The organism is Psychrobacter sp. CX21, from assembly GCF_057396255.1.
In genome coordinates this window covers 54,908-68,951 of the sequence record NZ_JBXYJG010000014.1, presented here as the reverse complement: position 1 = coordinate 68,951, position 14,044 = coordinate 54,908, and the positions used below count along the sequence as shown (strand labels likewise).

The 14,044-nt window shown below is 40.4% G+C and carries 12 protein-coding genes and 1 pseudogene; 9 read left to right on the top strand and 4 right to left on the bottom strand.

Annotated features, from left to right (window positions below):
* The first annotated feature begins 145 nt into the window (after positions 1-145).
* The 3 genes from fadA to AC2SLP_RS09035 all read left to right on the top strand — a co-directional run bounded on the left by fadA (position 146) and on the right by AC2SLP_RS09035 (position 2,699).
* Positions 146-1,318, top strand: coding sequence for an acetyl-CoA C-acyltransferase FadA (fadA, locus tag AC2SLP_RS09045; protein ID WP_486536348.1), 1,173 nt, complete (start codon positions 146-148; stop codon positions 1,316-1,318).
* 194 nt (positions 1,319-1,512) lie between these two features.
* A complete protein-coding gene (locus AC2SLP_RS09040; RefSeq protein WP_486536347.1) occupies positions 1,513-1,962 on the top strand; it encodes a hypothetical protein in 450 nt (149 codons plus the stop codon).
* 158 nt (positions 1,963-2,120) lie between these two features.
* Positions 2,121-2,699 (top strand): isochorismatase family protein, encoded by a 579-nt coding sequence (locus tag AC2SLP_RS09035; RefSeq protein ID WP_486536346.1) that lies wholly within the window; start codon positions 2,121-2,123, stop codon positions 2,697-2,699.
* 159 nt (positions 2,700-2,858) lie between these two features.
* On the opposite strand, the gene AC2SLP_RS09030 is transcribed toward AC2SLP_RS09035, so the two are convergent.
* Complete coding sequence (locus tag AC2SLP_RS09030; RefSeq protein WP_486536345.1) at positions 2,859-4,094, bottom strand: MFS transporter; 1,236 nt, start codon at positions 4,092-4,094, stop codon at positions 2,859-2,861.
* Positions 4,095-4,372: 278 nt separating this feature from the next.
* On the opposite strand from AC2SLP_RS09030, the pseudogene AC2SLP_RS09025 reads away from it, so the two are divergent.
* A pseudogene (locus tag AC2SLP_RS09025) lies at positions 4,373-4,975 on the top strand (HD domain-containing protein).
* Between the two features lie 261 nt (positions 4,976-5,236).
* The gene (locus AC2SLP_RS09020; RefSeq protein WP_486536344.1) at positions 5,237-5,911 is read left to right on the top strand and encodes a DUF1287 domain-containing protein; all 675 of its coding nucleotides are present in this window, start codon (positions 5,237-5,239) and stop codon (positions 5,909-5,911) included.
* A 48-nt stretch (positions 5,912-5,959) separates the two neighbouring features.
* Here the strand turns inward: AC2SLP_RS09020 and AC2SLP_RS09015 are convergent, their stop codons facing one another.
* Positions 5,960-6,793: a L,D-transpeptidase family protein gene (locus AC2SLP_RS09015; protein ID WP_486536343.1), complete on the bottom strand. Its 834-nt coding sequence runs from the start codon at positions 6,791-6,793 to the stop codon at positions 5,960-5,962.
* Between the two features lie 92 nt (positions 6,794-6,885).
* Positions 6,886-7,776, bottom strand: a complete 891-nt coding sequence (asd, locus tag AC2SLP_RS09010; RefSeq protein ID WP_486536342.1) for an archaetidylserine decarboxylase — start codon at positions 7,774-7,776, stop codon at positions 6,886-6,888.
* A 196-nt stretch (positions 7,777-7,972) separates the two neighbouring features.
* On the opposite strand from asd, the gene dtd reads away from it, so the two are divergent.
* The 3 genes from dtd (at position 7,973) to phoR (ending at position 11,070) form a co-directional block, all read left to right on the top strand.
* Positions 7,973-8,413: a D-aminoacyl-tRNA deacylase gene (dtd, locus tag AC2SLP_RS09005; RefSeq protein ID WP_486536341.1), complete on the top strand. Its 441-nt coding sequence runs from the start codon at positions 7,973-7,975 to the stop codon at positions 8,411-8,413.
* A gap of 129 nt (positions 8,414-8,542) precedes the next feature.
* Positions 8,543-9,244, top strand: coding sequence for a phosphate regulon transcriptional regulator PhoB (phoB, locus tag AC2SLP_RS09000; protein WP_486536340.1), 702 nt, complete (start codon positions 8,543-8,545; stop codon positions 9,242-9,244).
* Between the two features lie 362 nt (positions 9,245-9,606).
* Positions 9,607-11,070: a phosphate regulon sensor histidine kinase PhoR gene (phoR, locus tag AC2SLP_RS08995; RefSeq protein ID WP_486536339.1), complete on the top strand. Its 1,464-nt coding sequence runs from the start codon at positions 9,607-9,609 to the stop codon at positions 11,068-11,070.
* 100 nt (positions 11,071-11,170) lie between these two features.
* On the opposite strand, the gene AC2SLP_RS08990 is transcribed toward phoR, so the two are convergent.
* Positions 11,171-11,653: an FKBP-type peptidyl-prolyl cis-trans isomerase gene (locus AC2SLP_RS08990; protein ID WP_486536338.1), complete on the bottom strand. Its 483-nt coding sequence runs from the start codon at positions 11,651-11,653 to the stop codon at positions 11,171-11,173.
* Between the two features lie 465 nt (positions 11,654-12,118).
* Between AC2SLP_RS08990 and AC2SLP_RS08985 the strand changes: the two genes are divergently transcribed.
* Entirely contained in the window at positions 12,119-14,038 is a 1,920-nt protein-coding gene (locus AC2SLP_RS08985) for a M61 family metallopeptidase (protein WP_486536337.1), read from the top strand.
* Positions 14,039-14,044 lie beyond the last annotated feature (6 nt).

The following is a 14,044-nucleotide window of genomic DNA, read 5'->3' as shown; positions in this document are numbered from 1 at the left end:
TAGCGAATGGGTATGAATTGATTGCACTATTTGAGAGATTACGTCAGGAGCTCAAAACTGGTACACAATCGCTATAAATTATCAATGACAGTTATTACAGTTTTTAGCTAAGCCCTAACCATAAAAAAGATTCAAGGAGTATTACATGACAACATTAAGTCCAAATGACGTAGTCATCGTAGATGGTGTGCGTACTGCAATGGGTAAATCAAAAAACGGTATGTTCCGTAATGTCCGTGCAGACAGCATGTCAGCAGAGCTAGTACGTGCTTTGGTTGAGCGTAATGATTTTGATACCAATGAGGTTGAAGATGTTATCTGGGGCTGTGTGAACCAGACTCTAGAGCAAGGTATGAACATTGGCCGTAATATCGGTTTATTAGCTGATATCCCAAAAACAGCGGGTGGCCAGACTGTGAACCGTCTTTGTGGCTCATCTATGCAAGCGCTTCATACTGCTGCTGCTCAAATCATGACCAACCAAGGTGATGTTTTCATCATCGGTGGTGTCGAGCACATGGGTCATGTCGGCATGATGCATGGCATCGATATCAACCCTGAAGCTTCTAAGCATTATGCTAAAGCGTCAAACATGATGGGTCTGACTGCTGAAATGCTAGGCCGTATGAATGGTATTACCCGTGAGCAACAAGACGCATTTGGTTATGAATCTCATCGTCGTGCTTGGGAAGCCACTACCGAAGGTCGTTTTGACAATGAAATCATTGGTATCGAAGGTCATGATGAGCAAGGTCGCTTACAGTTATGTACGGTTGATGAAGTGATTCGCCCCAATACTACTATGGAGTCGCTAGCGAAGCTACGTCCAGTATTTGATCCTAAAGGTGGTACAGTAACAGCGGCGACCTCTTCTGCATTATCAGATGGCGCGTCTGCAATGCTAGTAATGAGTGCTCAAAAAGCCAAAGACCTAGGGCTTAATCCTCGCGCTCGTATCCGTAGTATGGCCATTGCTGGTTGTGATGCGGCTATCATGGGTTATGGTCCAGTCCCTGCGACTCAAAAAGCACTTAAACGTGCTGGTATGAGTCTTGATGACATGCAGACTATCGAGCTTAACGAAGCATTCGCAGCTCAAGGCCTATCCGTTCTTAAAGCATTGAACCTATTAGATAAACAAGACATCATTAACGTAAATGGTGGTGCTATTGCTCTAGGTCACCCACTAGGGTGTTCAGGTGCTCGTATCACAGTTACTTTATTGAACGCAATGGAACAAATGGATACTGAAATTGGTCTAGCCACAATGTGTATTGGTCTAGGTCAAGGTATTGCTACCGTTATTGAACGTGTTTAATCAAAAAATGTTTGGTTTAATGACTCGTTTAAATAGCTAGTTTTTTTAAACCAATCTTGTATCCTAAGCATCTCTAGCGTAATGTTAGAGGTGTTTTTTATCGTCTACTATTCTTAATTGTTTCTTTAATGGCTTAGTGTATATAATTTTAATTTCTCAGTTACTTTCTATGACAGCTAACAGGTCACTCTATCATGTCTAACAACTCTACTAAAAGCTCGCTTAAAACTACAAGTACGTCTAAAACTAACAGTTCGTCTAGAACTAAAAACAAATCAGCTACTTTATCCAAAGTTTTATTAGTATCTGCATTTGGGGTGGGTCTAAGTTTATTATCCAACAGTAAGTTGATGGCGGGGTATATTACGGATAAGACCAATCTTGACACTATAGAGCCGCAAATATTAATTGGCAGTGTTAACAAAACCCTAGAGCAGTTTAGTTTAACGACTAAAGCTGGTATTGAGTATCATGTGTTTGATCCTAACCATATCTTAGATGATTTGGTCAAAAAAAGGGGCGTTACTGATACGTTTTATCACTTAAATAGAGTGCGTGTTAAAGCTTTGGTGAGTAAGGTTGGTAATTATGGTCATATGGGCTATTACGAGCGTCAAATTACCATAGTTAATATTGATGAATAGAAGTAGAATGATAATGTTCAATAAATCCGAATAAAATAATTTTAAAATCAATCAATTAACAAGTTTAAGAATTAAGTATTTGACCGAATTTAGTTAGTATGACTTAATAGAGTGTAAGACGATTTAAATTTTATAACCTCGGGCACAAAGGATGTGTTATGAATACCACAGTGACCACGGACAAAACTTATCGCATCTTGCGAGACAACTGTCAGGCATTAATTATTGACGTACAAGAGAAACTAACGCCGCATGTTCATATGCATGAAAAAATAATTGAAAAGGCAGTCACACTTATTAAGGGATTGCAGGTATTAGACGTACCTATATTGCTAAATGAGCAGTATAAGAAAGGACTTGGGGAGACGGTACCTGATATTAAAGCTGCACTGGACAGCTCAGCATTTAAGGCGATTGAGAAAGTAACGTTTAGTGCTTGCGATAACGATGAAACTTGGAATTACTTGGCACAACAAAATCGTATCTCAGTGATCGTGTTTGGGGTAGAGACCCATGTGTGCGTGATGCAAACGGTACTTGATTTACTAGACATCGGGATGCAGCCCGTAGTTATCGCTGATGCGACAGGTTCACGAAGTTCATATGACCGCCGTCAAGCCATACGCCGTATGCGCCGTGCTGGTGCAGTGATTACCACAACAGAGGCCATCTTATTTGAACTATGCCGCTCTAGCAAAGACCCTGCTTTTAAAGCGATTAGCCAATTGGTTAAATAAGATTACTTAATTAAATTTACCTAAAATATGCAGTTCGAAATAAAGGAACGTAAAGCGTTATTAGAGATTAAAAGCTCAAGTGATTTGGGCTTTTAATCTCAGGCTACGTAACTTATGACTATAAGCGTAAATTTTTAGTCTATGCAGCTGCTTAAGCCCCTAGGCTATCTCAGCATTAAGAACAGGTCGATCCTTTATTCTTACCACCAAAAACGCAGCAAATATAACAGCGGCGATTAATACCCACCCTGTAGGTAGCCAGCTGCCTGTGCCTGCTTTCACACCTTGCATTAATAGCACCATAAACACACCGCCAAGGTTACCCATCATCATCAGCATTGCGACTGCTTTGGCAGCTTGCGAGGGATGAACCGTGTCTTCAGCGGCTGCAATAAGCAGTGGATACCCTGCCAATAAAAAGAAGCCTAAAATGAAGCTTACAGCCAGTGCTGCTGGACCTGTAGTCGTATACAGTAACGGATAGGTTGCCCCAGCGCCGACTAGGGTTGCCATGATTAAAAAGATACGTCTTTTGTTTAAATAATCTGATAATAAAGGAATAATTAATGCACCTAAAATGCCGCCCACAATAAGCATGGCAGTGATAATGCCTGCTGTTGTTTCGCTGATGCCTCTAGGTTCAAGTATCGGGGCTATCCAGTTACTCAGTCCATTAAAATATCCCATAGCAATAAATACAGCCAATGAAATCAACCATAAGCGTTTGTTTTGCATTAAAGACTCAATCTCATCGATTGATATGGCAACTGCATGCTGTCTTGGCTTTTCTTCCACCACTAAGAAGAAGAACAATACTGCAACAGCGGTAATTGCGACATTAAACAGGAGCATCTCTTTAAAACCAAATAGATCAACGAGGGGAGCAGGTGCAAATGCTCCAAGAGCGGTGGCTAAAAACATGCCGCCCATAATTATACCGGTAACGGTTGCAATTTGTGATTTATCAAACCAGTCTGTTGTGACTTGATTAATCGCATTGGTGATATAAGGCTGCGCTATGGCAATCAACAGCTGACCGCCAAAGACTACCAAATAACTTTCAGCGCCCAACCATCTTATAATCGAACCCACCAGCATCAGAACAGCGGCGTAGCTGACAATCTTTTTGTAACCCACATTGTCTAATATTTTACCCGAATGAATTGCAAGTAATACAAATACAATGGGGAACATAAGCGTCAATAGGTTGGCAAAAAACTCATTAACGCCAAAATGCTCTTGTGTACTAATTATAATGGTTGCAAAGGTTAGCCATAAGAATTGATTGACGCCTAACAAAAGAGAAAAGCCTGCAATAATTAGCCATTTATGTTGGGGGTTTTTGCGGTTATGTTCCACAGAAGTGGGAGGCGGAGTAGGGTGTGTAGATTGCATCGACATTCCTTGTCTATTGCGGTTTGATGATATCGCATAAAATATAAACAGTGTTTAGCACTTTATAATATAAAGTTGTATTTTGCTAGCATAATACGTTTAATAACAAAACAGTATACGCATTATTTAGAAAAATAGGGTCTGTTAATAAAAGTTTGCTTAAGAGGCGTGTGTTACTGAAAACATTAGACCGTGTGCTAAAACTAAACTTTTCTAATTTTCTATCTTAATGTTATTAGGGATACGCCCTACAAAAGTCATTATCTATAAGAGTTGTTATGTTAAAAATTGCAGAATGTAAAAAGAGCGTTGATGAAACCACGCGTTTTTTATTAGAGCTTGATGCCCTAAAACGTGTTAACCGGCGCAGTTATGTTACCCAAACTGACCGTTTAGAAAATTCAGCAGAGCATTCATGGCATTTGGCCATGGCGTGTTGGTCTATAGCTGAGCAGTTTAAGATTGAGGTCAATCATGAAAAGTTACTCAAGCTTGCCCTGGTACATGATTTAGGCGAGATCGATGCGGGTGATACTTTTTTATATGCAGAAACTCGAGACAAGGCACCTATCAATGAGCGAGAAGGTATCAAGAGATTACAAGCGACTGCTGGAAATGGCATTACGGATTTATTAGCAATATGGGATGAGTAAGAGACCGGTAATAGTTCAGAAACCCAGCTGTTAAAGGTCGTAGATCGTTTGTTGCCATTTCTTCTAAATCTCAATACTCAAGGTAAAACTTGGCGTGAAAATAAGGTTAAGCGCTCTCAGGTAGCGACTATGCATGCTTTTATAGCAGATAGTTTCCCCGCGATACATGATTGGATAGCTTTGCAAATTGGCTATGCCACAAAGCAAGGCTGGTTGATTGACGACTAAAAAGACTAGAAAGACTTAAAATATAAGCTCCTATCCGGTGTTTATAACGTTAATAGAATAAGTTGAAGCAAAATTTATTTGGTTTAAGGTGTTATTTGAAGCTTACTTGAAAAAGCACATTAAAACTGATAAAAGTCTACTAGATGTAAACAAATGAACCTTCACAGTTTTTTCATATGAATTTTTATACGGACTTAACGATTGTAGTTTATAGTAATAGGTACAAAATAAATTTATATAACCAAAAAATGAGTGCCTAACGTGATTACTTCAAAAGTTTGTCGTACTATAAAAACCTCTAAAATATCGCTGCTGGTTAATAAAACTAGCTATCAGACACTACGCTATCTTCATAAGTTTATTGCAGGTGCGCTGGTCGTAGGGATGATAGGGTTCAGTCCCATGGTGCATGCAACTAATACGAGTAGTGATGGCAATAAGCTTGCGAACGATGCCCGTAAACAAATTGGGGTTACCGTTAGCTACGACCCTGCTTATCGAAGTTTAGCGTTTCCTCGTGGCGATGTGGATCAGTCGACTGGGGTGTGCACTGATGTGGTAATACGGGCGTATCGTTTGCAGAATATAGACTTGCAGCAGTTGGTCAATCACGATATGAAGCAAAATTGGTCCGCCTATCCTAAGCTGTGGGGGCTTAAGTCTACAGATAAAAACATCGATCATAGACGGGTGCCAAATCTTGAAACTTTTTTTGAGAGACATGGCCGGAGCTTATCAACCTCTGATAAGTCAAGTTTTATGCCAGGAGACATCGTCAGTTGGCGACTACCGGGCAATAACTTACCGCATATAGGTATCGTATCTGATAAGACAACCAGCGATGGCACCCCGCTAATCATACATAATATCGGTCAAGGTACTAAAGAAGAAGCGGGGCTGTTCCGTTTTCCGATTAAAGGTCATTACCGTTATTAGTTAAGTATAAACTTTAATGCTATCAATACTAGCGTTCAAAAATGTGCACTACCAAACGATTTCTATGGGTGTGCCCACGTTGACCGCACCCATTATTTCGTCCATCTCGTCATTAGTCACCGCCATACAGCCATCGGTCCAGTTTCGCTGTTGGTTTATAAACGCTAAGTCGCCATAGCCGTTCATTTGTCCATGTATCATGATAGCGCCGCCAGGACTGACGCCACGTGCCGCTGCATTTGCTCTATCTGTTTCATTAGGATAGCTGACATGTATGGAGCGATAGGCGATAGAGTTTTCATTTTTGTAATCAAGGGTATAGATTCCCTCTGGTGTTTTTTCATCGCCCTCTTGCTGTTTGTGACCTTGAGGTGCATCTCCTAATGCAATGTGATAACTTTTTACTGATTCACCATCTTGTAACAGGTACAGCCTTTGGCTCGACTTATCGACATATACTTTATCGATTGAGGCGTCTTCAAGACTAATAGAAGAGGCAACAAAAGGACTGTCATCCTCACGAGTATTTGCTGTGTTATCAATGATTGATAAGGCGGATGAATGTGATGATAGTGCGTCTGATGTTGATGTTGATGTTGATGTTGATGCTGAAGCGGATTGTAGAGCCGCAGTGGATGCGCCTTCAAATTGCGGTTCATCTGATTCTTTAGGCATAATCAAAACCACGATGGCCCAAAAAAATACTAATATGAATAATCCTTTAATTCTCTTATAACGTTTTCGCGGTTTTGATGCAGCTGAAATATGAGCAATCGGTATATTCTTTGTCGTATTAATAGTATCAGTGGTCGTCTTAAAAGTATTGCTATCAGACGTTGTCTTAGAAGTATTGCTATCAGGGGAGTATTTTGAATTTGGCATGGGTCAGTCAATTTAAATTTGGATTTAAAGGAGTATGACAATATCCCATGCAAAATTGTAGAATAACGAATGAAAATTCGATGAAAACAAGATTAACTGTCGAGGCCAGCAACGCCTAACAGCTGTCCCATTTGTACGACCGAACCGTTTTCTAGATCTGATAGCCATGTCGTTCCAGCAGATTTGGGCATCACCACTATGGCCGTAGAACCTAAATAGAAGCGGCCAAGCTCGTCACCTTTTTTGAGGTTTATAGTATGTTTGAGGGTTTGAATGTTTTCACTGCGCTCAATTTTACCAGTAGCCACTGTCTCAATACCAGCCACAATCATAGCGCCAACTAATACCACAGCCGCACGTCCATATTGAGTCTCAAATATACATACCAAGCGCTCATTACGCGCGAACAAATCGGGCACATTTTGGGCAGTGACATTATTCACAGAAAATAGCGTACCTGGTACATATCGGGTCTCAATGAGTTTGCCATCAAAGGGCATATGCACTCTATGATAATTGCTGGGGGCTAAATAGACTGTCGCAAAGCTTCCTGAATCGTAATAATTCGCATCTGCATTGTCTGTATCTGCAAGGAGGTGGTCCACAGCATAATCCCGACCTTTAGCTTGCATTAATTGGTTTTGTTTAATATGTCCTATTTGCGAAATCATACCGTCAGCGGGTGATACAATACCATGCTCTGTATCATCAATAGGACGGGCATCTTCTGCAAGCTCGCGGGTAAAGAAATCATTGAAGCTTTTAAAGTCGGCTAGGTTCTTTCTAGCATACTCATCAAGCGTAATGCCGTAAGCTTTAGCAAATGTATTCACAAAAGCTTTTTTAACAATAGGATGGTTGCTTGCTGCTAAACGTCCTGCGGTTTCACTTAGCTTTTGCTGCGGGACAACATGTTGCAGCGTGGTAAATATCCCATCACGGCTAAGTAGCTGCTGCACATGTTTTTTAATATAATCTTTCATGATATATCCTTGTATTATAGTTATCTAAATAGTGATCATTCAGCAAACCCTACGCGTCATATTGGACTTAAAACTGTATAATGCCTAGTGCCTAGTGCCTAGTGCCTAGTGCCTAGTGCCTTGTGCTCTAATGTAGGGCTATAGTGTATGGTTATTTTATCATGGTTAATATAGGTTGAAAGTATGGGAATAGTTTATGAAAGCATTGATACAAAGAGTGACCAAATCAGAAGTGATAGTAGACGAGAAAAGTGTTGGTAAGATAGAACAGGGTATTTTGGCGTATATAGGTATAGGCCCTGATGACACCTTACAAACGGCCAAAAAGATGATTGATAAAATCCTAAACTATCGAATTTTTGCCAATGAAGCGGGCAAGCTTGATTTGAATGTCCAGCAAGTTAAAGGCGGTCTGCTGTTGGTTTCACAATTTACTTTAATGGCTAAAACAGACAAAGGTCGTCGCCCCGATTTTGGCGGCGCAATGGCGCCTGAGGCAGCCAACAATTTATTTAATGAGTTAGTTGAATATGCTAGGCAGCAGTATGCAAATGTGCACGAAGGCAAGTTTGGTGCGAATATGCTAGTAAAAGCTGACAACGATGGGCCTATAAACTTTATTTTAGATATTAATTGAGGTTTAAGATTGATAATTAGACAGCTTGTCATCTAATTGTCATAAATATAGGTTGTAATATAACGGTCATATTTGTATTAATATAAAAATATCCGCTAGAGTAGACGTAAATTTAAGGACAGCATTAGCATGAATACCGAAAGCATATTGGTTGTAGAAGATGAACCTGCCATTCGCGAAATGATTGTAACTACCCTAGAGATGGCAGGATTTAAGTGCTTACAGGCCGAAGAGGTTCAGCAGGCTCATAACCAAGTGGTCGACCATCGACCTTCACTAATTTTGCTCGATTGGATGTTACCTGGTAATCAATCCGGTATCGACTTGTGTCGTCGGTTAAAAAAAGATGAGCTGCTCTCTGAGACGCCAATCATCATGTTGACTGCACGCGGAGAAGAAGACAATAAAGTACAAGGTCTAGATGCAGGAGCGGATGATTATATTACCAAGCCATTTTCAACCCGTGAGCTGGTATCGCGTATAAAAGCAGTATTAAGACGTAGTAGTGCCTTATCAGGGGAAAAGCCCATAATGGCTGAGGGACTAAGTCTTGATCCCGTAAGCCAGCGTCTATCAGCAGATGGTGTGCCCGTTGATATTGGACCTACCGAATATCGTTTATTAGCGTTTTTTATGAGTCATCCAGAGCGTGCTTATACCCGAACGCAGCTGCTCGACCAAGTCTGGGGTGGTAATGTTTATGTCGAGGATAGAACCATTGATGTGCATATCAGACGCTTACGTAAAGTGCTTGAACCCTATGATTATTCAGGATTTATTCAAACGGTACGGGGTACAGGCTACCGTTTCTCAACGCAAGTTCACGGCTAACGCACTGTAGAGTAGATAGGCTGAGGCTGCTTAAAGAATGAAACATTTAAGTCTTAAACACTTAAGGCTTAAACACTTAAGGCTTAAACCAGTTATAACAACAACTATAAGCCAATTAAGTTGGGTTTATATTAGGGCGTATTGCACTTTATCAGGACGTCATCTATAGTAAAACCTAATCCCTTATTGACTAATCATAGAACCATGCCGATCAATTTCATTATCTTATTATCTAATAGTAGACGTCAGTATGCCAACAAATTTGGTCATGAATCATTGATAACCACCAGCGTCGTTACGCTTATTGGGTTAAATTTTGCTGTTTTTAAGACTGCCGTGCCTAAACATGCGTGGAATTGAGCATGATTGAAAATAAATCTGCAAGACCTAACCCTTCCTCTAACACCCTGCCTAAAGACGACTTTGCAGATGACGATTTAAAGCCTACTGGGAATGCACCAAGGATACTGCCTGCCTCTCAAAACAAAACGGCTTATACGACTCATGCTCCAGAAAGCAATGGTTCTACCTTATTCTGGTTAGACTTCAAATGGCTTTTATTTATGGTCGTTATTGGGGCAACTGCTGGCCATTATTTTGGGCATGTTGAATGGGGTATTATTGCAAGCATGCTGATATATTTTATATGGCGTTTGTATTCAGTACAGCAATTTTATTCATGGATGAGCCATTCTTTAACCTTACCACCGCCTGATTTTTCAGGCAGTATGACACATATTGCCAATCAGCTGTATGACAGCAAAAAACAAGAACAACTAACGCATCAAAAAATGATGGGTCTGGTAAAAAAAATCAGAAGCTCGTTATTGGCCCTACAGGATGCCGTTATCTTATTAGATGAAAATGACAGTTTGGAGTGGTGGAATCAAGCAGCAGAAACACTGCTTGAACTACGATCTGAAGATCAAGGCAGAAGCATCTTAAACCTTATCGATGTGCCACAGTTTCAGTCCTATTATGTGAATGCTGTGTCACCTAATGAGGGCGTACGGTTACGCTCATGGCGAGATAACGAACGATACTTGCAATGTGAAGTGACACATTTTGGTCAAGAAAAGCTGCTTATTATTTATGATGTCACACGTTTACAGCATTTAGAGCAAATGCGTAAAGACTTCGTGGGTAATGTCTCCCATGAGCTTAGAACCCCGTTGACGGTGCTCATGGGATATATCGAAACTTTCTCAGACCAGCCAGATTTAGATCCAAAGTGGAAACGCGGTTTTAATCTGATGACCCAGCAAACGGTTCGTATGAATCATATTATCAATGATTTGCTGTTATTATCTCGTCTTGAGAATGAAGAGTCGACCACTTTAGAGTGTGTCGACATGCCGCAATTGTTAAGCGATATTTTTGATGATGCACAAGGCTACAATCGTGAGTATAACCACGTTATAGATTTACATATTGATTCGCAAAAAAACATATATGGCTCAGAGTCTTATCTGTATAGTGCACTATTAAATCTAGTGACTAATGCCATAAAATATACGCCCAAACACGGCGAAATCACCCTATCTTGGCAAGATTACAAAGATGGGGCGCTATTTAGCGTACAGGACAATGGGATAGGTATTGCTGAGGCGCATCTTGGAAGATTAACCGAGCGTTTTTATCGTGTAGATAGTGGCCGCTCTCGTTCTACTGGGGGTACGGGACTTGGTTTGGCTATTGTAAAACATGTTTTGTTGCAGCATAAAGCCAAGCTTACTATTGAATCTGAAGAAGGTAAAGGCTCAACGTTTCATGTTCATTTTCCCGCCCGCCGTATTTGTAAAGACAAAACTCTAAAGCAGCATTAAAAGCCCTCAAGTCATAAGTTACTCAAATTTTAGACAAATAAAAAGAGCCATTTAACTAAAAATGCCTCTTTGTAATTCTATAGCTTTAATAGCGTTAAGATTAGTGCTCAACGCCACCAGCGCCATGTACATGACCGTGGTTCAATTCGTCTTCAGTAGCAGCACGTACTTCAACAACTTCAACATCAAAGTTTAGCTTTTTGCCTGCTAAAGGATGGTTAGCATCGACCGTTACTGTCTCATCATTAACGTCAGTAACAGTTACCAACATAACTTGGCCTTCAGCTTCAGACTGGAACTGCATACCTGGTTGAATGTCTTCAACACCTTGGAAGTTACTACGCGGTACTTGCTGAACGGCTTGTTCTTGGTACTCGCCATATGCGTCAGCTGGCTCAATAGTTGCTGTTAGCGAATCGCCTGCAGACTTACCTTCAAGCTCTTTTTCAAGACCTGGGATAATGTTGTTATGACCATGTAAATAAGCTAATGGCTGACCTTGCGACTGATCGATAACGTTACCGCTTTCGTCTTTTAATACATAATTAAAGCTTACTGCAGTATCTTTTGTAATCGTTGTCATAAAATTTCCTAAATAAATAAGGGTTCAAATAAAGGGGTAGCACAATAAAACGAAGTGATTATATCAATATAATCGTAATTGATACCACACTTGTTAAGATTGCCTTGCCTAATAGATTGAGATTGTTACGTAAGGTTTCAAGTCAAAATTATAAATTAATTCAATATTTACTTATTGATAAATAAAATTCTACGCTTATCTCATTCAACACTATTCCAATCAACACCTATTAATCGCACATTTTAGAAGTCCAGCAGTAGCGACGATGCTATGAGTTTGGTACCCTAAGACAACAAATATTCGTTTAAATCAATAACACAGTCTGCAAAGCATAGCCTTGAACACGTTATCTATCGAACCAATATCTTTTAAATCATTATCTTTTTAATCAATACCAATTAAATCAATACCAATTAAATCAATGCCAAATTAACCACTGACGTAATAGAGACAAATAAAAACCTTATGAAGACTTTAAATACTATTAAAAATGACTCCACAGCTACCGACATACAGCAATCTAATCAGACCCTTGCCTTTACGTTAGACTTTAAACGCTTTAAACAACATGTAGTCGATGTGAGTCTGACCTTTACCGCTACTCAAGACAAACCATTACTCTGGCTACCATCATGGATACCCGGAAGCTATTTGATGCGTGAGTTTGCCCGCAACATAACTGCGGTAAACTACACGGTAGAGGACGCATCAGTTGATAGTATCACTACGCAAAAAGCGATTAAAGTGAGTAAAAACGAGTGGTTACTTGATAGCGTTAAATCCGGCAGCAACGTACGAGTCAACTATGAGGTTTATTGCTATGATTTGTCAGTACGCACCGCTTATGTAGATCAGACACGCTTATACGGTAACTTTACCTCACTGACATTAGCGGTAGAGGGTATAGAGGACATAGCGGCCGAAGTAATTTTAAGTGTGCCGCATGCGTTTTATGAGCTTAATACAACTGACAAAAAAGTAAAGCTTGCCTGTGGGTTAAATGCCACGTATTTACATACTGAAAGCGCTCACCATTATCATCTACAGGCCGAGAACTATCATGAGCTAATCGATTATCCGTTTGAGATTGCGCCGCAAAATGAGTTTAATTTTATCGTTCATGATAATGCACATAATACGATAGCGCATCGGTTTTATCTTTCAGGCAAACACAGTGCGAACTTAGGTAGACTACAGCAAGACTTACAGCAAATATGCCAAACCTATGTAAGCTGGTTAGGTGACGCGCCATTTGGTAATGCTCAGTACGATGGTTATACTTTTATGACTTACGCCAGTGGGAATGATTATGGCGGATTGGAGCATATTAATTCAACGAGTCTCGTAACTCCGCGTAGCGATCTACCTATCAGCGATGAGCCTAAAGAGCCAAGCGAGAACTATCAGCGCTTTTTAGGGCTATGTAGTCACGAGTACTTTCATGCATGGTGGGTTAAAACCGTGCGTCCAGATGTGATGATGGATGTCAATTTGCGCACTGAAGCCTACACACCTTTATTGTGGGTCTTTGAAGGCTTTACCTCTTATATTGACGACTTTATGCTACAAGCGTCTGGCGTGGTGGGTAAAGACAGCTACCTAAAGCTGCTTCAAGGACAAATAAATCGCTATACCCAAACGCATGGCCGTAAGCTACAGAGTGTTGCAGAATCTAGCTTTGATGCTTGGATTAAATTGTATCGTGCTGATGAAAATACAGGTAATGCTGGTATCAGTTATTACAACAAAGGGGCATTGGTTGCGCTATGTTTAGATATAACTTTAATGCAGCATACTGACGGCCAGTATCGCTTGTTTGATGTGGTTAAAGCCTTTTATCAATTGGCAAAAGAACAGGGCAAAGCTGGCAAACGTATTCGTGTCGGTATGAATGATGATAACTTGACACAAGTTATCAGTCAATTTATTGATAACGCGGTGTGGCAAGACTTTAAAGCGCGTTATGTGAATGGGGTTGAAGAGCTACCTATCCAGCAGCTTCTAGAGGCAAATGGCATTAGCTTCGAGGTCGATGAAAAAGATAATACCCTACCGTGGGGCGCGGCTGTTTCTGAATCTGAAGAGGGTTTGAAAGTCAACAAAGTATTGCGTGATAGCGTAGCAGCGGAAGCGGGCATTTCTGCCAAAGATGTGATTATAGCGATTGACGGTGTTAAAGCGACTAAAAAGCAATTGCACAGTATTGCACAATCAGGTCTAGAATCTGTACAGTGTTATGCTTTTCGCCGTGATGAGCTGATGAGCTTTACTCTAAACTCTAAGACTCAATCTGGTATTAGTGCTAATCCTAGTCTAGGGAAAGTGAGTTTAAGCTTAAATGAGTCTGGTTTTGAGGGATGGTTAACTCCAAAGATTTTAAAGTAGAATTTA

What these genes read in the sequence shown, in the direction of transcription:
- fadA (WP_486536348.1), top strand. Translation starts at nt 146, where the DNA reads ATGACAACATTAAGTCCAAATGACGTAGTCATCGTAGATGGTGTGCGT.
- AC2SLP_RS09040 (WP_486536347.1), top strand. Translation starts at nt 1,513, where the DNA reads ATGTCTAACAACTCTACTAAAAGCTCGCTTAAAACTACAAGTACGTCT.
- AC2SLP_RS09035 (WP_486536346.1), top strand. Translation starts at nt 2,121, where the DNA reads ATGAATACCACAGTGACCACGGACAAAACTTATCGCATCTTGCGAGAC.
- AC2SLP_RS09030 (WP_486536345.1), bottom strand. Translation starts at nt 4,094, where the DNA reads ATGCAATCTACACACCCTACTCCGCCTCCCACTTCTGTGGAACATAAC.
- AC2SLP_RS09015 (WP_486536343.1), bottom strand. Translation starts at nt 6,793, where the DNA reads ATGCCAAATTCAAAATACTCCCCTGATAGCAATACTTCTAAGACAACG.
- asd (WP_486536342.1), bottom strand. Translation starts at nt 7,776, where the DNA reads ATGAAAGATTATATTAAAAAACATGTGCAGCAGCTACTTAGCCGTGAT.
- dtd (WP_486536341.1), top strand. Translation starts at nt 7,973, where the DNA reads ATGAAAGCATTGATACAAAGAGTGACCAAATCAGAAGTGATAGTAGAC.
- phoB (WP_486536340.1), top strand. Translation starts at nt 8,543, where the DNA reads ATGAATACCGAAAGCATATTGGTTGTAGAAGATGAACCTGCCATTCGC.
- phoR (WP_486536339.1), top strand. Translation starts at nt 9,607, where the DNA reads ATGATTGAAAATAAATCTGCAAGACCTAACCCTTCCTCTAACACCCTG.
- AC2SLP_RS08990 (WP_486536338.1), bottom strand. Translation starts at nt 11,653, where the DNA reads ATGACAACGATTACAAAAGATACTGCAGTAAGCTTTAATTATGTATTA.
- AC2SLP_RS08985 (WP_486536337.1), top strand. Translation starts at nt 12,119, where the DNA reads ATGAAGACTTTAAATACTATTAAAAATGACTCCACAGCTACCGACATA.